Annotated in this window: 17 protein-coding genes and 1 pseudogene; 8 read left to right on the forward strand and 10 right to left on the reverse strand. The window is 46.7% G+C overall.

The features are described from left to right. The first annotated feature begins 106 nt into the window (after positions 1 to 106). Together EST55_RS11935 and gdhA are read left to right on the forward strand one after the other, a co-directional pair. Entirely contained in the window at positions 107 to 3,079 is a 2,973-nt protein-coding gene (locus EST55_RS11935; protein ID WP_100691367.1) for a TonB-dependent receptor, read from the forward strand. A gap of 126 nt (positions 3,080 to 3,205) precedes the next feature. Beyond that, positions 3,206 to 4,558 (forward strand): NADP-specific glutamate dehydrogenase, encoded by a 1,353-nt coding sequence (gene gdhA, locus EST55_RS11940; protein WP_129497635.1) that lies wholly within the window; start codon positions 3,206 to 3,208, stop codon positions 4,556 to 4,558. Here the strand turns inward: gdhA and EST55_RS11945 are convergent. The 4 genes from EST55_RS11945 to EST55_RS11960 all read right to left on the reverse strand — a co-directional run bounded on the left by EST55_RS11945 (position 4,555) and on the right by EST55_RS11960 (position 10,734). Next, positions 4,555 to 6,174 carry a serine hydrolase domain-containing protein gene (locus tag EST55_RS11945; protein WP_129497636.1) on the reverse strand — a complete coding sequence of 540 codons (1,620 nt, stop codon included), beginning with the start codon at positions 6,172 to 6,174 and terminating at the stop codon, positions 4,555 to 4,557. The two genes, gdhA and EST55_RS11945, sit on opposite strands and share 4 nt — an antisense overlap. Before the next feature lie 16 nt (positions 6,175 to 6,190). Next, the gene (locus EST55_RS11950; RefSeq protein ID WP_129497637.1) at positions 6,191 to 9,064 is read right to left on the reverse strand and encodes an insulinase family protein; all 2,874 of its coding nucleotides are present in this window, start codon (positions 9,062 to 9,064) and stop codon (positions 6,191 to 6,193) included. A gap of 92 nt (positions 9,065 to 9,156) precedes the next feature. Beyond that, positions 9,157 to 10,029 (reverse strand): LysR family transcriptional regulator, encoded by an 873-nt coding sequence (locus EST55_RS11955; protein WP_100691371.1) that lies wholly within the window; start codon positions 10,027 to 10,029, stop codon positions 9,157 to 9,159. Positions 10,030 to 10,110: 81 nt separating this feature from the next. After that, positions 10,111 to 10,734 carry a hypothetical protein gene (locus tag EST55_RS11960; RefSeq protein ID WP_129497638.1) on the reverse strand — a complete coding sequence of 208 codons (624 nt, stop codon included), beginning with the start codon at positions 10,732 to 10,734 and terminating at the stop codon, positions 10,111 to 10,113. A 31-nt stretch (positions 10,735 to 10,765) separates the two neighbouring features. Here EST55_RS11960 and EST55_RS12425 point away from each other — a divergent pair. After that, positions 10,766 to 10,904 (forward strand): annotated as a pseudogene (locus tag EST55_RS12425) (hypothetical protein); the annotation flags it as partial. Positions 10,905 to 11,123: 219 nt separating this feature from the next. Here EST55_RS12425 and EST55_RS11970 read toward each other — a convergent pair. The 3 genes from EST55_RS11970 to EST55_RS11980 form a co-directional block, all read right to left on the reverse strand. Further along, positions 11,124 to 11,831 carry a cold shock domain-containing protein gene (locus EST55_RS11970; RefSeq protein WP_129497639.1) on the reverse strand — a complete coding sequence of 236 codons (708 nt, stop codon included), beginning with the start codon at positions 11,829 to 11,831 and terminating at the stop codon, positions 11,124 to 11,126. Between the two features lie 87 nt (positions 11,832 to 11,918). After that, complete coding sequence (gene gorA, locus EST55_RS11975; protein WP_129497640.1) at positions 11,919 to 13,271, reverse strand: glutathione-disulfide reductase; 1,353 nt, start codon at positions 13,269 to 13,271, stop codon at positions 11,919 to 11,921. Positions 13,272 to 13,409: 138 nt separating this feature from the next. Then, the gene (locus EST55_RS11980) at positions 13,410 to 15,710 is read right to left on the reverse strand and encodes a S9 family peptidase (protein ID WP_129497641.1); all 2,301 of its coding nucleotides are present in this window, start codon (positions 15,708 to 15,710) and stop codon (positions 13,410 to 13,412) included. Positions 15,711 to 15,845: 135 nt separating this feature from the next. Here EST55_RS11980 and prlC point away from each other — a divergent pair, with 135 nt between their 5' ends. Beyond that, positions 15,846 to 17,888 carry an oligopeptidase A gene (gene prlC / locus EST55_RS11985; RefSeq protein ID WP_129497642.1) on the forward strand — a complete coding sequence of 681 codons (2,043 nt, stop codon included), beginning with the start codon at positions 15,846 to 15,848 and terminating at the stop codon, positions 17,886 to 17,888. Positions 17,889 to 18,036: 148 nt separating this feature from the next. On the opposite strand, the gene EST55_RS11990 is transcribed toward prlC, so the two are convergent. Both EST55_RS11990 and EST55_RS11995 read right to left on the reverse strand, forming a co-directional pair. Beyond that, positions 18,037 to 18,258: a DUF2970 domain-containing protein gene (locus EST55_RS11990; protein ID WP_129497643.1), complete on the reverse strand. Its 222-nt coding sequence runs from the start codon at positions 18,256 to 18,258 to the stop codon at positions 18,037 to 18,039. Positions 18,259 to 18,269: 11 nt separating this feature from the next. Further along, complete coding sequence (locus EST55_RS11995) at positions 18,270 to 18,572, reverse strand: hypothetical protein (RefSeq protein WP_129497644.1); 303 nt, start codon at positions 18,570 to 18,572, stop codon at positions 18,270 to 18,272. A 134-nt stretch (positions 18,573 to 18,706) separates the two neighbouring features. Here EST55_RS11995 and rpe point away from each other — a divergent pair, with 134 nt between their 5' ends. From rpe to EST55_RS12015, 4 genes are all read left to right on the forward strand, one after another. Continuing rightward, the gene (gene rpe / locus EST55_RS12000; protein ID WP_129497645.1) at positions 18,707 to 19,381 is read left to right on the forward strand and encodes a ribulose-phosphate 3-epimerase; all 675 of its coding nucleotides are present in this window, start codon (positions 18,707 to 18,709) and stop codon (positions 19,379 to 19,381) included. Positions 19,382 to 19,395: 14 nt separating this feature from the next. Next, positions 19,396 to 20,406 carry a tryptophan--tRNA ligase gene (gene trpS, locus EST55_RS12005; protein ID WP_088767361.1) on the forward strand — a complete coding sequence of 337 codons (1,011 nt, stop codon included), beginning with the start codon at positions 19,396 to 19,398 and terminating at the stop codon, positions 20,404 to 20,406. A 9-nt stretch (positions 20,407 to 20,415) separates the two neighbouring features. Next, complete coding sequence (locus EST55_RS12010; RefSeq protein WP_129497646.1) at positions 20,416 to 20,997, forward strand: aminodeoxychorismate/anthranilate synthase component II; 582 nt, start codon at positions 20,416 to 20,418, stop codon at positions 20,995 to 20,997. Between the two features lie 69 nt (positions 20,998 to 21,066). Beyond that, on the forward strand, positions 21,067 to 22,239 hold the full coding sequence (locus EST55_RS12015; RefSeq protein WP_100691378.1) for an HDOD domain-containing protein: 1,173 nt from the start codon (positions 21,067 to 21,069) through the stop codon (positions 22,237 to 22,239). Here the strand turns inward: EST55_RS12015 and EST55_RS12020 are convergent. Next, the gene (locus EST55_RS12020; RefSeq protein WP_129497647.1) at positions 22,236 to 22,940 is read right to left on the reverse strand and encodes a flagellar brake protein; all 705 of its coding nucleotides are present in this window, start codon (positions 22,938 to 22,940) and stop codon (positions 22,236 to 22,238) included. The two genes, EST55_RS12015 and EST55_RS12020, sit on opposite strands and share 4 nt — an antisense overlap. Between the last annotated feature and the right edge of the window lie 35 nt (positions 22,941 to 22,975).

The following is a 22,975-nucleotide window of genomic DNA, read 5'->3' on the forward strand; positions in this document are numbered from 1 at the left end:
TAGTAGCGTTATTGTTGAGGGCAATCCTCAATCCTTAAATTTTCTATAACAAAAACAAGATGTACGTACACTTTGCTAGTGGCGTTTGTTTAAGGAGAGAACAATAATGCTAAGACTTAAAAGAACGCTCACGGCGTTATCGGTCGCTGCCGCTCTCGGTGTTGCGTCCTCAGCTTACGCTCAGGATACCGGTACGCTTCGTATTCAAATCACAGATAGTCAGGGTAACCCTGTTCCTAATGCAACGGTTAGTGTCAGCGCTCCAGATACATTAGTCTCACGGACAGCTGAAACTGATGAAGACGGTTATGTTCGCTTAGGCGGCTTACAGCCATCTCGTGAGTATCAGGTTGAAGTTGTTGAAGAGGGTTACTCGGACTTTGAATCTGGTAATGTTCGTGTTTCATCAGGCCAAACGTTTGAACTAAACTATGCGTTGAGCCGTGCGGGTGGTGATATTGAAACCATCGAGGTTACCGGTCGCGCGATGTCGACAATTGATACGACTTCCTCTACAACGGGGACTTCCGTTACACTCGATATGACGGAATCATTGCCAACGGCTCGTAGCTTCCAGGATTACTTGCAACTCGCACCAAGTACCAAGCCTTCACTTGATGGCAACCCATCGTCCAAGTCAGGTGTTAACTATTCCGACATCGGCGGTGAGTATGGCTCTTCTTCAGATAACGTGTACTACCTTGATGGTGTTAATGTTACCGACAACCAGACCGGCACCTTTGGCGCAAATATCAACTCTGAAATTATTCAGGAGCAGCGTATCTTAACCGGTGGTATTCCTGCAGAATATGCCGGTGGTCAGGGCTTGGTGACTCGAGTTATCACGAAGTCTGGTAGTAACGAGTGGAGCGGCTCAGTTAACTACTATTTCCAGAACGATAGCTTGGTCGCTGATAACGAGCACCTTTCTCAAAATAGCTTTGATACTTTTGATACTGCGGTCACTTTAGGTGGTCCAATCATCAAAGATGAACTTTGGTTCTTTGGTTCATACCAAATTAAAGAGCGCGAAGAAGACGTGACTGATCCGGTTACGGATACGAAGTTACGTAGCATCAGCGATGAGCAAGATCTTGGCTTCTTTAAATTAACCTGGCAGCCAACCGCGAATGACCGGTTTGTGGCGAGCTGGTTTAATGACCCTAGAGAAATTAGTGGTTCAGATGACCCGACGGTATTGAATAACAGGGATAGAGCTCAGGAGCAAGGTGGGGATAACTACCGGATAGAATATTCTCGTTACTGGGACAACTTTATTCTTACTTTAAAGGCTTCAAGTCATGAAGGTGAAGTCTCAAATTTAGCTGCGGATAATTCGACTCGAAATGACGTTGCTTATCGAACTAACGGCGGTTTTGAACCAACGAACGCTGATACCGATAAAGGCGGTTACGGTGTTAACTCAATTAATTTCCGTAATAAAGACGAGTATCAGGCAACACTTGAATACTTCCTGGATACTTATGACTATGGTAGCCATGAGTTGAAAGCTGGCTTTGTCTATACGGTCAACGAAAATATCCAGGACAGTCAAGTTACGGGTGATGGTGCTCAGTATACGTCTATTGGTGCTAGAGAAAGTGGTACAACAATGGATGAGTATCTCAGTGGTGAAAATTGGGTTGGTGAAATTAGCTTATCAGCTGACGACCTGGAACGACTGATAACCGGTATGCAAGAAAGTGAAGACGCTGCTTTGTACGAATCTCGCTATGACAGCAATGGCGATGGCACTATAACGCCTGACGAACTGCGTAATGGTGTCGTTTTTGACTCGACTGAAGGAAACCCGACAGGAGATGTCAACGTTTACCGTTATAACGAGATTGAAACAGCTCAGGTTCAGATGGAAACAAAAGGCAAAACGTTCTTTGTTCAAGATACCTGGACAATTGATCAATGGACAGTCAATGCCGGCCTTCGCGCTGAAACTTGGGAACACTTCTCGTCTAAAGGCGATAAAATTGCTGAATTTGATTGGGAAGTTGCGCCGCGTTTCAGTGTTGTATACGACATAGATGGTTCGAGTAAAGTGTGGGGCTTTGTTGGTCGTTACTACGATCCAATTCGTACCAACATGACAGACTTTGCCGGTAACTTAACTGGTCCTGTTCGTCATGAACAAATTTACCTGGAAGATCGCTGGTTAACTTATCGCGTGCGCGGTGGTGAGCAAGTTCAGGATGCGTTTTTCGCGCCAACCACAAAAACCCCGTATACCGATGAGATCTTGCTTGGTTACGCCACAAATATTGCGGATAACATGAGCGTAGAAGTGACTTATACGGATCGTACAACCAAAGATATCCTGGAAGATTATGACCTTGGTTTATATACCGAGCAATTAGAGGGAACAGAGTTCTACTTGCCACTTTCATACTTTGGTTATGAGGAGAACCCAGGTTCTAACTACGTGATTGGAACGTTAGCAGGCGCTAAGCGTGACTACCAAGGTTTGCAGGTAGCGTTCACTAAGCATAGAACGCCATCAGACAACTGGTTCTTCAATGCGTCGTGGACTTACAACGATGCTAAAGGTAACAGTAACTCGGATAGTAATGCCGACTTCCAGGGTGACGTTGTATGGTTAGATCCAAGAGCTCCAGGAACTTATGGTGATCAACCAGGTAATATGGAACACTTGGTTAAATTATTCGGTAGCTATAAGTTTGATAACGGTATTGAAGTGGGTGCTGTTTATAACTGGAATTCAGGTACCATCTATAGCCGTACATGGTCAATTTACGGTCGACACTTACCGTTGCAAGGGGATGCTTACGAGTATGGCGGTGTGACCACAAACTGGTTAGCCGAGGACTCTATTGGCTCTCAAGAGTCTCCTGCTTATGGCACTTTGGATCTTCGTGTTAAATACACCCATAACTTCGGTGAAGATTATAAAGCTGAATTCTTCCTGGATGTCTTTAACGCACTGGATGATCAAGCGGTACGCCGCGAGCAAGATCTTGTTGCTGGTGACGGTGTTTATGCCTTTGGCGAAGGAGTTGACTGGGTTAAACCCCGTCGTTTCTACTTAGGCGCACGTTTATCGTTCTAGTCTCCCTGCTGGAGCGTTTTGTAACCCGGTGGCTTGCTACCGGGTTTTTTTGTTTTAAGTACTTGGCGATCTAAATTTAACGGAGTACGTTAAATTAAATACTATTAATTAATAAAAAGGGCGGACATGAGCTATATAAAAGACACTATCGAGACATTAAAGCAAACCAGCCCGGCGCAGTCGGAGTTTTATCAGGCGGTGGAAGATGTACTTGAATCGATAGAGCCTTTGTTAGAGGAGCGCCCTAAATATCGAGAACAAGCGATTATTGAGCGTCTGGTTGAGCCGGAAAGGCAAGTGATGTTTCGTGTACCCTGGGTGGACGATAGCGGTCAGATACAGGTCAATAAAGGGTATCGTATTGAATTTAATTCGGCATTAGGCCCTTACAAAGGCGGTTTGCGCTTTCATCCAAGCGTTAATGCCGGAATTATAAAGTTTCTTGGTTTTGAACAAATATTTAAGAATGCGCTGACAGGCCTGCCTATTGGCGGCGGTAAGGGAGGCTCCAACTTTGATCCTAAAGGTAAGTCGGACGCTGAAATCATGCGTTTTTGCCAATCGTTTATGAGCGAATTGTATCGCCACATTGGGCCAAATACGGATGTTCCTGCTGGGGATATTGGTGTCGGAACACGGGAAATTGGCTATCTGTTTGGCCAATATAAACGCTTAGCGAATCGATTCGACGGTGTTCTTACGGGTAAAAGCACGCTCTGGGGTGGTTCCTTTGTTCGTAAAGAAGCGACGGGTTATGGGGCCGTTTATTTTGCCGAATGCATGCTGGACGATAAAGATGACTCATTAGAAGGGAAGCGTTGTCTGGTATCCGGTTCTGGCAATGTGGCTATTTACGCGATGGAAAAGCTCTACGAACTTGGTGCTAAGCCAGTGACTTGTAGTGACTCAAGTGGAACGATTTACCATGACAACGGCATCGACTTAGACTTAGTAAAACGTATAAAAGAAGAGCAAAATGGGCGTTTAGAGGAGTATTTAGAAACTCATAGTAACGCCGAGTACACGCCACGAGATGACTATCCGGAAGATGGTCATACCGTCTGGCGTTACAAAGCGGATATCGCATTTCCGTGCGCTACACAAAATGAACTGACCGAGAAAGACGCCCAATCGCTATTGGAGAACGGATGCAAATATGTGGTGGAAGGCGCCAATATGCCGTCAACACAAGCAGCTGTCGACTTGTTCATTGAAAGCAATACCGCTTACGGTCCGGGTAAAGCCGCGAATGCGGGAGGAGTTGCTACCAGTCAGCTGGAAATGATGCAAAATGCCAGTATGTTGCGCTGGTCGTTTGAAGAAGTGGATGAAAAGCTCAAAGGCATTATGCGTAACATTTTCAAAGACGCGAAACGTACGGCTGAGGAATTCGGTCATCCGTCAAACCTGGTATTGGGTGCCAACGTAGCCGGCTTCCGTAAAGTCGCTGACGCCATGATTGAACAAGGCGTGGTTTAATTCTCGTTCTTGGATGTTTCAGTCAGTAGCGAAAGAGCATCACTGTTCACGTTAACTGACTGAGCATTTAGAACGACAACCCCTCGGCTACCGTCTAAATAAAAGCCAACAAAACTGCTAAAGCCGGCCGTTTGACCGTTGTGCCAAGCATATGGCTTACCGTTACTGTCTTCACTGATCATCCAGCTTAAGGCTTGTTGGCAGCAGCCTTCGATAGTTTTCCGGGGTGTGAGTAATGTTGATACAACCTTATTGTCGTTAGCGCTTTTTCCCATGACCGTTTGAATATAGCGAGCCATGTCATTGGGGGTTGAAACCACTGCGCCAGCGCCGGCCAGTGCTTTGAAGTGCCAATGAGGCACCGCTTCACCGAGTACATTGTGTCCAGCCGTCAGGCTTTCCGGTTTATAGTCACTGTTTAATGCGACATAACTGTCGGTCATACCAAATGGCTCAAAAATTCGTGCTTGTAATAAGTCCGAAAATGATGTGTCAGAGTGCTTAGCCAAAGCTTCTGCGAGCACTCCATAGCCAAAATTCGAATACTCGTAAGCTTTTTCGCCAACAGATGTGCCCGTCAGTGAAGACGCTAGCATGGAGTCATCAAAATGAGCGTAAGGGTCACTCTGGTCAGCCTCGTCAAACAGATTAGCCGGTAAACGAGGCAGCCCACTATGGTGCACCGCTAACTCTTTTAAAGTGGCCTCTGTCGGGGCCTTTGACCAAAACTCATTAATGGACGTATTCAGATCCAGGTTGTCGTTAATTGCGGCCTCAGCTAATAAATACCCCACCATCGTCTTAGTGACAGAACCAATCTCATAAAGCGTATTGTCATCATGGTCACCATAGAATTGTTTCTCTACTTTGTCCGGCGTTATAACGACGACGCTGGCGCCGTGCTTGCCAAGCTGGGGTGCGTCTGCGTTAGCCTGTTCCGCTCCCGTCGCTAATTTCTTTAAGGTGAGTGAGAAATCTTTGCCTTGCGTAAAAGTACCGGCGTATCCGTCCTCAGTCAGTTCACCGGAGAAGCTGGCTTGCAGCATAGGAGACTTAAAGCTGAGCTCACTGTCATTGATAACAAGCTCAGTTAGAGGAATGCCATAGCTTTGCTGGGCAGGGCTATCAAGCGTGCCTATGTAACCATCGTGAACAACAGCGACATTAAGTCGAAGCGGAAGTGCGCTGTTTTCGCTAACTGTTAGGTTGCCGGCATAGGTCGCTTCATACTTTAAACGGGCTTTATCACTCTCAGTCAGCTTGTGCATGTCCAGGTTAAACGACTTACCTTGTTTAAAGGTGCCTTTCAAAACGCCTTCGCTCAACTTTCCCTGGTAACTGGCGTTTAAACTTTTGTCGGAAAAGCTGACTGTATTTTCAGTAATAGAAAACTCAGTCGGTTTATGTTCAAACATGCTTTGATTAGGGCTGTCCAAAGTTAGCTGACCGTCTTTTATTAAAAGGCCAATGGTCAGGCTAACGCCGTCTTGTACTTCTAACTCCCCACGCCACATGCCATTAAGATCAGAATCATGCTGGCTAGCGAAAGACGCTGGGTGGCAGAGACCTGCCACCGCTATAACAGTAAATAATACCCACTGAGTTAGTGTTTTCATGATATATCCTCAAATATTATTGAGTCTCCATGGTTCGATGAAACGAAGCCAAATCCTTCACAATTGTTTGATTCGGGAGGTCGGCATATGGCTCGTCAGAGAATTTAGCGCCGCGAAGCTGTACGGAAATGCGAGCGGCGTCTGGGTTCATTAGCGTATCTTTATAGAAAGCCTTAGCGTCTGCCAGTGTTGTGCTTTCAACGGCTTTAATTAGCTGCTCTTTACTGTCAAAGTCATAACGTTCAAGCGCTAAGTCTGACAGTATTGGAGCGACTTCTTCGCGCATATTCTTCGGTGTTTCTTTTAACGTGATCAAGGCGCTTTGTTTTAATTGAGCGAACTCGTCTTCGGTCATTGCTTCAAGTTGCGCCCAGTATTCGTCTTTGAACTTGTCAAAGCGCGCCTGCATATCCGCCACGCTTTTAACCGGCGTTTGAATGTATAGACCAAAGCCTGCGTAATGATCAAGCGATGGTGCAAAAGCGCCCACTGCATAGGCCAGCTGTTCTTCGGTACGCAAGGTATCAAAAGCTGCCGTGCGGAAATGGCTTTGTAATACTGTACCCGCAGCTTGGGCTTTGAAGCCAGGCTCTGGATGAATGTGCGCATCGACTAAGGCAACGTCGGCCACCTCAAGATTTCTGCGTAGTACAACGGCCTTGTTTGATTGAGGAGCCCAGAATTCGGCGGTCTCAAAGTCAGTGACTTCCCGGTTCTCAGGTAAGCTGGCTTTAACGCGCTTAACGGCTTCTGTTAAATCGGACTTGTCGTAATTACCAAAAGCAAACACGCGAATGGAATTATTACCTAACAGAGTGTCCATATAAGCTTCTAATTCTTCATTGGTAAGTGACTGAGCTGTGTCTATTAAGTCTGACTGCTCAAAACCACCTTCGCGAATTAACTGCCCATAGGCATCGAAGCTTTGGTAAATAGGGAACTGCTGACCTTTATTCTTAAGCGCACGAACATAGCGGTCAACGGCTTGTTTAAAGGCTTGTGGTTCAACCTCAAAGCTTAAGCCTTCAATAGCACGCTCAAGCAACTGTGGCTGCTTGTCGGTAAAGCCTGACACGGTCAGCGTCATACCGGTGGTGTCATTTAAGCTTAAATTCATACCGGCAATGTTGGCTTCGGTGTCCAGTGCACTAACATTCATGTTGTACAAATCTTTCCACAAAGCGCCTAATACGTTGGCTTTAATATTCTGAAGCGACGCAGGGTTATTTATTTGAATAGTGAAAATGCCGCGTGGTTGGTCGCCGTATAACTGACTTGGGTACTGCCATACCTGCAGGCCTTCTTCTTCAATAACCACTTGAGGTTTCTCAAACGCATCGTTATTTTTAATCTCGAAGCTTTCCGGCAGAAGCGTGTTGACCTTAGGCAAGTTAATGGCCATTTTTGGCTCTTGTTTCCAGCTCGCAATTTCTTCGGCGGTTATGTCTGTGACTTTGTACTTACCATCGTAGTAGTCAAGTTCGCTGTCATGTGGCTCGTCTTGGCTTATGTACCAAACTCTTAAGCGTTCAGGGGTTAACTGCGACAGCACCGATCGAATGGCCTCAGGGTCAAACTCCTGGTATTCGTAAGGAGCACTAATCGCGTATTCAGCGGGGTAATTTTGCATGGCTTGCGCAAGATTAGACACATAACTAAACTCATCACCCTTTTCCAGGAAGCGGAAACGGTTGTTTAGACTGGTTTTAATTTCATTGAAATACTTTTTGTCGACCCCTTCAGCCCGCACTTTGTCAATATACTGCATGATGAGAGCGACAATATCGTCACGCTGTTGCATGCCGCTGTCAGTCAGTTCAATGTCCAGGCGCATAACGCCGTAGTTTCCGTAAAACGTCGGTTGCGCAGAGGCATTTAAATTCGAAATAAGCCCGGCTTCTTTTAGCTGCTGAGCTGGCGTGCCTGGCATCTCAGAACCTAACAAGTAGCTCACGTAACGGTTCGGTTTTACCTTAAATTGGTCTTGATTATTATTGATGATGAACTCGAGTTTGAGTTGCTTCACATCTTCATTTGGCACGTAGTGAATCCGCTTTTTACCGACATCATCAAAGTTGATTTGTGCGGTCACTTCCGGCTCTTCAATCTTGTCATCTTCAATACTGGCAAAATGCTTACGTGCTAGCGCTTCCATGTCATCAAGCGAGCGGTTGCTTATCATCGCCACTTTCATAATGTTTGACGAGTAAAAGCGGTTATAGAAGTCGACAGTTTCCTGGTGCAGCTTACTGTCTTCTTTATCACTTAAGCTTTCCAGGTTGCCAATAAGGAAGCGGTTAGAAGGGTGAGAGCCAAGCAATAAACGACCGAGTTTAAATTGACCAAAAAAGTCCATCTCACGGCGCATCGACCATTCGGCGTTTACCGCATTACGCTCTTTATCCACATACTCAGGGTAAAGTTTTGGCGCTTTGAAGAAGTCAGAAAAGCGATCCAGACCCTCGTCGTAAGCCTCGTTATTCACCTTGAACATGTAGTTAGTAATGTCCAGCCATGTGGACGCGTTTTGGCTGCCGCCATTATTGCTCATAAACTCGCTGTAGCCGTTGGTGTCCGGGTATTTTTCCGTACCCAAAAACAGCATATGTTCCAGGTAATGGGCCATGCCTTGTTGTGATTTAGGGTCTTGCAACAGACCGACACCAACACTTAAGGAAGCCGCTGACTTATCAACATCAGGGTCTGACACCAGCATAACTTCAATGTTGTTATCGAGTTTCAACACGCGATAGCCACGCTCGTCGTTTGGGCTTTTAATCACTTTACCCGCGACAATACTTTGCGTATTCGGTGTTTCAGTAACGGTCTGGCCGCAGCCTGTTAGTAGCAGGGCAGAGCTAATAGCGCTCGCCAGGAGTAGCTTTTTCATGTTGGAGTCCCCGTTTATTCTTTAATGACTCAATGATACTCGGGCACTTCAGAGGCTTGAAGTTATTTTGTTAGTAATTTGTAACAGAGTGTTTAAGTGAGAAACCGGATGTGGCCAATAAAGCTTCTGGCGACCGGGCCGACACTGTCTGCATCTTCGAAATTAAGGTAAATGGGCATAGAGCGAGTGGCGCCTCGCTCAAGGTTTAATGTTACCAAGCTACCGTCGTCAATATGGGCTTTCACTGCCGACTCAGGCAGCCAGGCGAAGCCGAGATTTTTGCGAATCAGCTCAACAGACGTGGTTAAATGGCTGACGGTCCAGCGCTGCTCAGAACCCAGCCAACCTATGTCAGAGCTTTTCTCGATACCTGAGTCTCGTAGGACTATTTGACGACTATTCTTCAAGTCTTCGAGAGTGACAGACGCTTTTGATGCAAGTGCATGGCCTTTGCCGCATACGGCAATGAAGGTAACGTCGCTAAGCGCCTCGCTGAGTTCGTTATCGAGCATGAAAGGCGATAGAGAAACGGTTGCTAACCCTTTTCGTAAAAGCTCGTCGGCACCGGTTAATATGGTTTCAATAACTTCTATGTGCACCAGCGGGAATTCTTCAGAGACTTTTTCTAGCGCCTCGTACAGCACTTCTTTCGGAAACGCTTCATCAACAGCAATGTTCAGTGTCGACTCCACGCCCTCTTTCAGGTTCTGCGCGACATTTTCAAAACGCTCGGCTTCCGATAACAGATAATTAATACGGCGTAGCAAGAGTTTGCCGGCATGGGTTAACACCGTTTTGCGGCCATCGACCTCAAACAAATTAACACCTAATTGCTCTTCCATTTTATTAACAGCGTGATGAATGCTCGACTGGCTTTTGTGGACCTGCTGAGCCGCTTGCATAAAGCCACCATGATCAGCCACTGCTTTAAACATGCGCCATTGTTCGAGAGTTGATTTCGCCATTTACCAGTCTCTTGCTCGGTGTATTAGTTAGGATGATATTATGCTTTGAGTGGGTTGGGTAGGCTTACCAACCATCGAGCTCTATTTCTTAGAACACCCAGCATAGACCTCAGCGTAAGTCTGGCCAAAGCAGCGAATAAAGCTATCAACGATATTTAAATTAGGAGGCCACGGCACGTCGACAGGGTTTCCCTCAGCATCTCTTGGGTTAAACCCGGCGGGTTTTGGAACCATAGCCAGCTTTTCCCTGTAAGCTTTCAGTTTATTTAAATCAGATTCTAAAAACGCGATTGTTGCGTTAACGTAATGATTCCATCCGGAATTGTCTTGTTCAGCAGGTTTGGTTGCTTTCTCCATTAGCTCAATAGCGCGCTGATATTGCCTCGTTTCAGCGCGAAGTTGCCCTTCGTGCCATACCAATGTTCTCATGGCGCCTTCCGAGACTTTGTTCTTAGTGTAATAAAGGTGGATAAGATCCGCTGCTGGTTTCAGGCATTCACCATTTTTAGCTAATGAGGGCCAGCCTTCGTCATAGTTTTGATCAAATGCTCTGGGGCTTAGCTTCAGCATTTTTTCTTTATCATAACTGCATTCGGGCTCTACTGGTGCGGCTTTAGCAACGCTCAGAGAGAGCAGAGTAAAAGCTAAGAACCAACTGGAGAGAAAGGTGTTGTATGTCATTATTTCTTTTATAGTAGAACGCATAATTTAATTTCCCTATCTAAAGGCGCTGACTATGTCTGCTTTATTAGTCACTAAAACGCTCGGACTGTTTTTTTATAACCGCTATTGCTGAAATTGTAGGCTGCTACTTACCTTACCTGTGGTTGAAAAAAGATGGAAGCGCATGGTTATTGATACCTGCGGCAATTAGCCGAGTTTATGCAGCTTATGGCGGTGTATATGTGGTTACTGCTTTTACTTTAACTGGTATGGCAGTAATAGCTGCCGGTTGGAAAGCTTAATATCTTATTAGGTTATCTATTCGAGAATATCACCCCTCTCGTAATACCCTCCGTTGTCGCTTTCTTCAAAGGACGTCAGCTCCTTATGTAACCGTTTTTAGTTACTTTTTCAAATGTAACTGAATTTAGTTATATTCCAAGCGATATAAATATTAGGATAATAGTAAAGAATATAATTCCAAATATGACCCCTCCTAAATGGGACACTTTTTCAGAGGTCATATCCGCTGAGTCGTATATAGAGCGTCCCAGTTGCCTTTCATATTCACTTTTAAATTGCTCTAGTGTGCTCTCCATAGCTGAAGCCTGGGCTTCTAAATCAGCTTTACTGAAGTCACCTTGAAAGTCCTTTTTAGCTACTAAACAGGCCTCAGCAGTTACACGGTAAACATGGTAAATGTAGCTGTTATGGTCCGATTTCCTTTTATCTTTTTGCTGTTGTTTAGACAGAAGAGCATTTGCTCCGAGCTTTAAAGCAAACTGACGAACATCGGACTCCGCTTCCTCAATAGTTTTAAACCATTGGGAAACAACAGGGAGGCGGATAAAAACAATCTTGTTGTCTATGTCTTTCTTGTTACTCTCTAATAGACCATATTCTTTTTTATACAAACGTAGTGTCGAGGGCTCCTCTAAGAGAGCAATATTTACAGCCTCTAACCCTTTATAAGTTACCTTTATTTCAAACCTTAATGGTTGTCCTATTTTTAAGGAGTTAAATTGCGTCTTCCCTATTGAGGTCTCATGAAAAAAAACATCAGCTCCAAAGCCTGTTTCGATAAAACCATAGCCACTTACTGGTTTCAGCGACTTTACTATACCTTCCTTGCAACTCATCAGATATCCATTAGATTATTTTTAAATAAACTTAGCCGCAAAAAGCGACTAAGTTGTTAGCCTATCTTTTATCGACGCTTTTTACCTTTAACGCATAGTAACAAACTCTTCTGCGCTCGTAGGGTGCAGCGCCACAGTTGAGTCTAAATCAGCTTTGGTAGCCCCCATTTTCAGCGCGGTGGCGAAGCCTTGTAAAATTTCATCCATACCTTCGCCAATACCGTGAATGCCAACCACTTTTTCTTCTTTACCGTGGCAAACCAGCTTAAAGTAGCTGAGGGCGCGGTGTGGGGTGACAGCGTTGTACATAGCCGCGAACGAGGACTTATAAACGGTAATATTCTCTTCACCGAACTTCAGTTTGGCGTCTTCTTCGCTCAAACCAACAGTACCAATGGTTGGGTGACTGAACACAACGGTAGGAATATTTTCGTAGTCCATGTGCGCGTTTGGCATGTTGTTAAACAGGCGCTCTGCTAATTGGCGACCTGCTTTAATCGCGACGGGTGTTAGCGCTGCGGCGCCAGTATTATCACCGACCGCATAAATGCCTTGCACATTGGTGTTCTGGAATTTGTCGACTTGAATGAAGCCGTCTTTGTCGAGTTCAACACCGGTGCACTCCAGGTTGATGTTGTCAGTAGACGGCACGCGGCCAATGGCCCATACCAGGCAATCAACACCTTCCATTGTTTTGCCGTTTTCAAAATGCAGGGTCAGTGTCCCGTCGTCCTGTTTAACGACTTCACGTACGGTGGTTTCGGTATGCAGCTCAGGGCCGTCTTGTTTCATGCGTTCAAGCAAGCCATCAGTAATGTCTTTGTCGAAGGTGCGCAGCGGGCGATCGCGACGAACCAGCAAGTGCGTGTCCGTGCCTAAGGCATGGAAAACACCGGCAATTTCAACCGCGATATAGCCGGCACCGACAACGGCCGCCTTTTTAGGCTGCTCGGTTAACGCAAAAAAGCCGTCAGAATCGATGCCATGCTCAGCACCTGGAATTTCAGGAATCATCGGGCGGCCGCCGGTCGCAATGGTAATATGGTCGGCAGTAATTTTCTCGCCATTAACTTCAACCGTTTGGTGGTCGACAAACTTGGCAAAGCCTTCTATGAACTCAACGCCATTGCTTTGGAAACCACGATGATAGCCTCCGTGAATACGTTCAATGTACGCTTCCCGGTTTTTCACCATAGTTGCCCAGTCAAAGCCCTTTTGCTCCAGGTTAAAGCCATACGAGGGTGAGTATTTAACGGCTTCGGCAATATGAGCGCCATACCACATGACTTTCTTAGGCACGCAGCCCACGTTTACGCAGGTGCCACCAACGAATTTAGCTTCAATAACGGCGGCTTTTGCACCACGAATAGCGGCGCGGTTGGCTGAGGCAATACCGCCACTGCCGGCACCTATCGCCAGATAGTCATAATGTCTGCTCATACTGCTTAACTCCTGTGCTTAATTCAAAAACTGCGCATATCTTGAATAAAAACCCCGTATCTTGCAAATAAAGACACGGGGTTGTCACGTTGTTTATACCGATAGAGGTAATCGAAAGATCAGTTTATAAAGCTGCTCTTAGCGACCGCCTGCCGGCAAGTTCTCTTTCACGAACTCGGTCATCATGGTGCGCAGGTGTAAGGTGGTGCCTTCACCTTCATAAATACCATGAGAGCGGTTCGGGTAGGCGAAAAACTCGAATTGCTTACCGTGTTTAATCAGCTCGTTAACTAAGCGCTCACTGCCCTGGAAGTGGACGTTGTCGTCCCCTGTGCCATGTACTAACAATAAGTCGCCTTCCAGGTTCTCGGCGTGTGTAATCGCCGATGTTTCTTTGTAACGCTCCGCTGACTCAGGCAATAACCCAGAGTAACGCTCCTGATAAATGGTGTCGTACAAGGTTAAGTCTGGCACCGGTGCCAGTGCCATACCCATGTCGTAGGCGTCCGGGTAACGGAACAGCGCATTCAGTGTTTGTGAGCCGCCGCCACTGTGGCCCCAGATACCAACGCGGCTTTCATCAATAAAGTCCCAGCGTTCCAGTATTTGCTGAAGTGCGTCGTACTGGTCGCGTACAGTGACAACACCGAGATTTTTATAGATAGAACGACGCCAGTCAAAACCGCGTGGTGATTTAGTGCCCCGGTTATCTATTGAGGCAACAATATAGCCCTGCTGTGTCAGCATGGTGTGCCACAAATACAACGAGCCACCCCAGCGGTTAGCTACTGTCTGTCCCCAGGGTTCGCCGTAAACGTAGAACAAAATGGGATACTCTTTACTGGGGTCGAAGTCAGTTGGCTTCATAATGTAGCCGTCCAGCTCTAAACCGTCGCGAGCTTCTACCCGGAAAAATTCAACCGGTTGTTTCTCAACGTTTTTGACCGCTTTTTGGACATCATTGTTATCAACGACCGTACGAATCACTTTATGATCTGGCAAAGAGATCATCGTAGTCACCGGTACTTGGTTAACTGCACTGAAGGTGTGCTCCGCGTATTTGGCGTCTTGCGAAATACTGTAGCTGTGCGTCCCGTCCATGTCTGGTGTCAGGCGTTCTAAGCGACCGCTACCATCTAAGCTGGCGCGGAACAAATAACGTTCTAAAGGAGTTTCAGGTGACGCAATAAAGTACACCCAACCGTCTGCTTCGTTGACACGCAGTACATCGACAACGTCCCAGTTGCCGCGGGTAATAGCGCTAATGCGTCCACTGTCACGGTACACGCGATAAATATGACGATAGCCGCTGCGTTCACTTAACCAGGTAAACTCTTTACCATTATTCAGGAAGTGAATGTCATCGACGTACTCAGCCCATGAGTCTGTACTTTCACGCAGCAGCTCCTGTGCGCTGCCAGAATCTATATTAGCGATGAACGCGCGGTTAATGTGTTGTTTGCGAGTCAGTTGCTGAATAAGCAGTTGCTTACTGTTGCCCGCCCATTGCATGCGCACCAGGTAATGTTGGCGCGGGTCACCCGGAATATCCATCCACTGTGTTTTCCCACCGCTGGCAGGCATAACACCAATACGCATAGCTGCGTTGGTTTCACCGACTTTCGGGTAAGGAAATTCTTTTAGCGTCGGGTAGAGTTCGTCGGTGTTATTAATCATGGTGAACACCGGCGTGCCCTCGGTATCCAACTGCCAGTAGGCAATGTGCTGCCCGTCCGGGCTCCAGCGGAAACCGTCGCGCAGGAAGAATTCTTCCTCATTCACCCAGTCGAAAGTACCGTTTACGATGGTGTCACTACCGTCGTTGGTCAGTTTGTTAATGCGGAAGTTGTTTAAGTCCTGCACGTAAATGTTGTTCTGCATGACGTAGGCAACTCTGGTTCCTTGCGGGTTAAACTTGGCAAACTGCAGCGTGGACTCTGGCGCATTGCCACCCAGCTGTTTCAGCTCATTATTGCTACGGTTTAAGACCCAATAGTCACCCAACGTATGCGTGCGCCATGAGCGCTTTGTATTGGTAAAAATTAAGACTTTGTTGCCATCGTCAGACCAGACGTAGTCAGCAATATCCAATGCTTGATCTTTGCCACTCGGGGTGAGTTGTTCGGCGCTGACTAGCACCGTGCGCTCATTCGTTTCCGGATGGTAGCGGACAATATCGCGGCCTTTGGCAGACTCGGATTCTTCCAACGTTGTATAACCCGAGCCATCTTCCAGCCAACGAGTCGGCGCGGGGCGCTCAACGTTAAAGGTGTCGCTGGCAAAGATCTTTTCAGGTGTTAACTGGCCAGTACCGGTAACTTCCGCCGGCTTAGATTCACTGGTTGGTTGTGTACCACTCAGGTTACTACAGGCGCTTAAAGTGATAATGGCGGTAATTCCCGCCATTAGGCGCAAAGAGCGAAAAGAGGTGTCAGACATGACATTTACCTTTATTCTGATTTATTAACGATTTGATAATACCGTAAAAAACGAAGGAAACCATACAAGCGTGCTTGAAGATTAGCCTAAAGCCCCAATATCCACTGTAAGCATTTTGAAAAAATTGAGGTAACAATGAGCCAGAACCCGCTACTTGAACAAGGTCAACTTCCTGACTTTGAAAGCATTAAGCCAGAGCATGTAAAACCTGCGGTGGAGCAGCGTATTAATGACGCGCGACAAACGATTGAAGACGTGCTGGCGAGAGGAGATTTCAGCTGGAACGGCTTAATTGAGCCTTTAACCGACGCTGATGAAAAGTTAGAGCATGTGTGGGCGCCGGTGTCGCATTTAAATTCGGTTGTCAGCACGCCTGAGTTGCGTGAAGCGCATGATGCTTGCTTGCCATTATTGTCTGACTATGCGACTTATGTGGGTCAGCACAAAGGCCTGTTTGATGCCTATGAAACGCTACGTAACAGTGGCGAGTTTCCAGAACTGACTGAAGCCCAGCAAAAGCTTATTAACGATACCCTACGTGACTTTCGTTTGTCGGGTGTGGATTTACCAGCAGACAAAAAGAAACGCTACGCTGAAATTTCGTCGCGGCTGTCTGATTTATCCTCAACCTTCAGTAACAACTTGCTGGATGCGACTCATGCCTGGACTTGCTTAATTACGGAGGAAAGTCGCTTATCCGGGTTGCCTGACAGCATTAAAGAAGCGGCGAAAGAAACAGCCGAAGATCAGGAAAAAGAAGGCTGGTTATTTACTCTGGACATTCCGAGCTACCTACCTGTGATGCTGTATGCCGAAGACAGAGAACTTCGCAAAGAAATGTATCAGGCCTTCGTGACGCGCGCTTCAGAAACCGGCCCTAACGGCGGTAAATTCGATAACTCGGCGGTTATGGATGAGACCCTGGCTTTACGTCATGAAATGGCTAAGTTGCTTGGCTTTAATGACTTTGCCGAAATGTCGTTAGCAACAAAAATGGCGGAGTCACCAGAGCAGGTGCTGGACTTTGTAAAAGACTTAGCCGGCAAATCTATGCCACAGGCAAAAGAAGAATATGCTGAGGTGGAAGCTTTTGCCAAAGAGCAGGGCGTCGAAAAAATGGAAGCCTGGGACGTGCCGTATTTCAGTGAGCAACTGAAGCAGCAACGTTATTCGATTTCCGATGAGTTACTGCGTCCATACTTCCCGGAACAGCAAGTGTTAAATGGCTTGTTTGAAGTGGTTAAGCGCTTGTTTGGCATGACAGTGAGTGAACAAAAAGACGTAAAAACCTGGCATGACAACGTGCGTTTTTTCCGTATTCACGACGCCGATGGTCACTTGCGTGGCAGCTTCTATTTAGATTTGTACGCCCGTCAGGGAAAACGTGGAGGAGCTTGGATGGCTGACTTTGTTGGTCGCCGAGTGCATGCCGACGGTGAACTGCAAAACCCGGTAGCGTTTTTAACCTGTAACTTTAATAAGCCCGTGGGCGGTAAACCGGCGCTCTTTACTCATGACGAAGTGCTGACGTTATTCCATGAGTTTGGTCATGGCTTGCATCACATGTTAACTCAGGTGGATACTGCTGGTTTGTCTGGTATTAACGGTGTTGAATGGGATGCCGTAGAGCTGCCAAGTCAGTTTTTAGAAAATTGGTGTTGGGAGCCTGAGGCACTGGCACTGATTTCTGGCCATTATGAAACCGGAGAACCATTACCACAGGAATTGCTGGATAAAATGCTGGCGGCACGTAACTACCAGTCGGCTATGCAAATGATGCGTCAATTAGAGTTTTCGTTGTTTGATATGCGCATTCACCACGAGTTTGATGAAAGCAAAGGCGCGCGTATCAGCGAAATTTTGAGTGAAGTTCGTGAGCAGACGTCGGTTCGCATTCCGCCAGAGTACAATCGGTTCCAGCACAGCTTTGGTCATATCTTCGCCGGTGGTTATGCTGCGGGGTACTACAGCTACAAATGGGCGGAAGTACTGTCGTCAGATGCATTTGCACGCTTTGAAGAAGAAGGCATTTTCAGTGCCGCAACCGGGCGTGACTTCCTGCAAGTTATTCTGGAGCGCGGTGGCAGCCGCAAAGCCGCTGACTTATTCCAGGAGTTCCGTGGTCGCGAACCTAGCGTGGAACCGTTGCTACGTCATAGTGGCATCAAGGCTGCCTAACACTGAGGCGCTGAGGCTATAAGTACCCGTAGCCTGACGTTATTTACGTCAGGTGCGGGATGGTCACTTGCGCCAATGCTCAATTATTGAGACTTTCTTTAACGCTCATAGCTCTCACCTGATGCAGTAGCATCAGGCTACAGGTGGATTACGCCACGTTGGCCATGACCAGATTTACAATGCCAACCAGACCTAAAACAAACAGGATGGTCAGAACAACGCCAATGATGATGTAGGCTTTTGGGTTACCATGTTGGAAATCTCGTTGGCGGTTTTTTTCGGTTTGTACACCCAAAAACGCAGCCAGTACACTGATAACCATGCTAATAAAACCGGGTTTTTGGTGTGTGTTTTCTTGCTGTTCAGACATGCATGTACGTCTTAACGAGAGTAGTTGTTTTTGTAGCGTTCTTTTTGAGCATCGCTAGAGCTCGAGAAAAGCTCTATTAAATCGAAGAAATGAAACTGTACTGAACGACTGTGGCCTTTTAGCCAGTCACCCCAGGTGACTTCTTCGGCTGCCAGTTCACATTCTTTTTTTGCTTGAGAGTTTTCGCTACCAGCCAGAAGCTGCTGGCATTGCTGAGTGGCATTTTGCTGGGCAAACAGAGTGCTAGGCGTTACCGCTGCAACTGAGGCAAGAGCCATCAGTGTCAGTGATAGAGTAACTATAGATAAGCGCATAACGTCCCCCAAAAGCATTAGACTGAACAATTTATCAGCGATTTTGTAAAAATTCTAGTCATCGATACGAATTTTTTTGTCCTCGGTTAGCTGCTACAATAGCCGCCACTTTTGACACCTTGGGATAAATAACGATGAAGCCTTTAATTGCCCCTTCTATTCTGTCCGCAGATTTTGCGCGTTTAGGTGAAGAAGTTGAGTCCGTATTAAATGCTGGCGCCGATGTTGTCCACTTCGACGTAATGGACAATCATTATGTGCCGAACCTGACCATTGGTCCGATGGTGTGCAAGGCATTGCGGGACTATGGCATTGAAGCGCCCATCGACGTGCACCTAATGGTAAAGCCGGTGGATAGAATCATTCCCGACTTTGCAAAGGCCGGCGCTTCTATCATCACTTTTCATCCAGAAGCGTCTGAGCATGTTGATCGCACACTGCAGATAATCCATGAGCATGACTGTCAAGCGGGTTTAGTTTTGAATCCGGCGACCCCATTACATTACTTAGATCATGTTATGGACAAACTTGATGTGATTTTGCTGATGTCGGTGAATCCCGGATTTGGCGGTCAATCGTTTATTCCGTCAACGTTAGATAAGCTCAAAGCGGTGCGCAAGCGAATTAATGACAGTGGTCGTGATATTCGCTTAGAAGTGGACGGCGGTGTCAAAGTTTCAAATATTGGTGAAATAGCAGAAGCGGGCGCAGATATGTTTGTGGCAGGCTCAGCTATTTTTAATGCGGATGATTATGCCAGTGTCATACAGACCATGCGTGATGAAATTGCTGCAGTAACAGGCTCGTAGAGGAAAGAAGAAGAATGTCGAAACCAATTGTATTAAGTGGTTGTCAGCCGTCAGGGCAGTTGTCTATTGGGAACTATATTGGTGCGTTGCGTCAATGGGTGAATATGCAGGACACGCATGACTGTAAGTTTATGCTCGTTGATCAGCATGCAATAACGGTTCGGCAGGAGCCGGAGCAGCTGCAGCAAGCAACCTTAGACGGTTTAGCGCTTTATTTGGCATGCGGTTTAGATCCAGAGAAAAGCACCGTTTTTATTCAGTCGCACGTACCGGAGCATGCCCAGTTGGCCTGGGTGTTGAACTGCTACACGCAAATGGGCGAGCTGAATCGTATGACTCAGTTTAAAGATAAGTCGCAGCGTCATGCGAATAATATCAATGCAGGCTTGTTTACCTACCCCGCATTAATGGCGGCTGATATTTTGTTGTATCAGGCAAATGAAGTGCCGGTGGGGGACGACCAAAAACAGCATCTGGAAATGACGCGTAATGTCGCGGAGCGCTTCAACAATTTGTATGGTGATATTTTCACGATTCCTGAGCCGATGATTCCGAAAGTGGGCGCGCGAGTTATGTCGCTGCAAGATCCAACTAAGAAAATGTCTAAGTCGGACGACAACCCGAACAACTTTGTGGGCCTGTTGGAAGAGCCGAAGAAAATCCTTAAGAAAATTAAGAAAGCGGTGACTGACTCGGATGAACAGGCGCGTATTTACTTTGATCCAACTGAAAAGCCTGGCGTATCTAACTTACTGAGCATTATGTCTGCCGCAACAGGTAAGTCGATAGACGAGTTAGTGCCTGAGTATGAAGACAAAATGTACGGGCACTTGAAAGTGGATGTGGCGGAGTCAGTGGTTGCTATGCTAGAGCCTGTTCAGCAACGTTACCATGAGATGCGCAACGATCAGGCATTCTTGCAAAGTGTTATGAAGCAAGGCGCTGATAAAGCACGCGAAGCTGCTGCAAAAACCTTAAAAGATGTTTATAACGCCGTCGGATTTGTACCTTACCCAGAGGCGTAATGCCGGTACATGATTGTACTCATTGATAACTTTGATTCGTTTACTCATAACCTGGCTCGCTATTTTTGCGAGCTGGGCGAGTCTGTTGAGGTTTTCCGCAATAATGAAATTAGCGTAGCAGACATTGAGCGCTTAAACCCAGAGGCCCTAGTTATTTCTCCGGGACCTTGCACTCCCGACGAGTCTGGAATTTCATTAGAAGCCATTGCTGCCTTTAAAGACAGGCTTCCCATATTGGGTGTCTGCCTGGGACATCAGGCATTAGCTCAAGTGTTTGGCTCAACCGTTGTTCGTGCGGAGCGAGTAATGCACGGCAAAGTGTCTAGTCTGAGGCATAATCGCCAGGGGCTGTTCAAGGAGTTACCCACTCCCATGGACGTGACGCGGTATCATTCACTGGTTGTTGCGCCGGATACACTCTCTCAAGAGTTTATTGTTGATGCCGAAACAAGAAGCTTAACAGGGCTGCAAGAGATCATGGCGATTCGACATAAGACACTGCCACTTTTTGGTGTTCAGTTTCATCCCGAGTCGGTAATGACTAAACAGGGACATAATCTGTTAGCGAATTTTTTACGTTATATACGATGATTGGTAACTGTTGCTAAGCGCTGAAATTGCCGATACTTACGCTAGTAAACACTTCATAGGCGAGCATTGATGTTTCATTTTTTTTCAAATACCACGGAAGGTGGCAGTAAAGACCCCGCATTGCGGCTTGAGAAACGGTTTATTAACTATTTAATTAGCTTTCCGTTTGCGCGTAAAGCTCGCTCTGCGGCCGATGGTATTGAAGATGAGGAGAAGGAGCAGCGCCGTCAATTACTTGAGGTAGAGCGTCTAAACTACGAAGAGCGTGACAGAAAGGCGCAAGCACGCCAACGTTTTTCAGATAAAATTTCAGCAGAATTGCATGAGGAAATTTATCACCGTGCCTTGAAAACAATTGAAGACGGTGACTATGTTCGCGAGCGTTTAATCCCTCTTCCGGAAAAGCTGCCTGAACTTCTCGATACCCTCAGTTTAAAAGCCGCTTCAATGCGTCGTATTGAGTCTATCGTGCAGGGCATGGATTGGTTTCATACTGGCTTGCTGCGTACCGTTAATCAACCTCCGTTTATTGATCGTAACAAGCAGGTAAAATTGGATAACTTGCGGGTGGCAATGAGTTTTGTGGGTACCGAGAATCTTCGGCTACTGGCACCAGCTTACATTATGCAAAACTGGTTACCGCCGTCGACACAGCCGTTTACGTTGTTTCGCAGAAAAGTCTGGGAGCATTCTCTGGGTACCGCTATAGCGGCTCATAACATTGCGGTGGAAAGAAAGTTAAAAGATCCGATTTTGGCTTACACCATGGGGATGTTCCATGAGCTGGGCAAAATCGCGCTAACTAAGCTGTACTTGAAGCTGTTTGATGACGTGCAGCGTGAGTTCGCGATGGCCTCAGTTAACGACAAGTCTCCGGAACGACATAATGCGCTTGTTCAGTTAACGCCGGACGAGCGTTTTTTGCGGGACTTGATGTTAGAGAAAGATAAAGAAGTGAGTTATTTGGTTGCCGAAGGCTGGGGGTTGAAGCGGGTGCCAGTCAGCAAGCATTTGCTCGATTTTACCCAAGCAGACAGAACAACACCTCACTATGATTCCGAGTATGCTGAGGTATTAGCTCAGGCAAACGCTTATTGTGAATTCCGCATGATGCGGGAAGTCGACTTAGCGAGTCTGGAAGAAGGTAAGCACATATTGAACAAGTATTCGGTGTCGGCGGAAACGCTCGCCCGGCTAAATAACGTGAGTTTAAAACGTCCGCCAATCATTGTTCCTGACTAACATTCGAAGTCGGTGTCAATGAGCAGGTGACTAAACACTTCGGTTATATGCTCTTCCGGGTCGGTAAAACGAACACCAATACCGATTCGGCCCACTTCTTTACGCTGGTTCATAATTTGGCCGGACAGTGTCAACGGCTCTCTTTGCGACCCTGAGCCAATGTTTACCTTGATATTCATGTGCGTCACATTGCCTGCTGCGTTTTGAGCTTTAAAGAGTATTCTGCAACCTGCTGAGGAAATATCGACAATGACACCACTGGCAAGCTTTTTACGCTCTCCCGGTTGAGCGGCTGCTGAGGTAACATCAACGGGGATGTGCGTGCTGACGCGCTTTTGAGCCCGCAGTGCGCGCTGTTCAACTTCTTTAGGGTAGTCAAGGTAAACGAGTCGAAAAGGAAAGTTGGTTACCGCTCGTATTTTACTTTTAAAGGCAATGCACTCACCAGCTTCACCTTCCAGAACCAAGCGAACAATGACCGGGTTTCCTTCATACAAAACGTCAACATAGCTCCCATCGGTTTTGGGGTTGGGCTGCTTCAACAATAAGTAGCGACCGCTGTCAAAGCCGATAAGCTGGAGTTTCGTGCGTACTTTGGTGGCAGATGCAAACTCAACGTCGATCATATCGCCCGGACGTAAGTAATTTAACTTCATATGGGGCTGAGATGATTCTGGTATTGTCGGTGTTTCTTTTTCCATAGCCTCTGCCGAAGTTGTATAGGACTAGTTTCAGG

Source organism: Idiomarina sp. 29L, assembly GCF_004123135.1.
Taxonomy (GTDB): Bacteria; Pseudomonadota; Gammaproteobacteria; order Enterobacterales; family Alteromonadaceae; genus Idiomarina.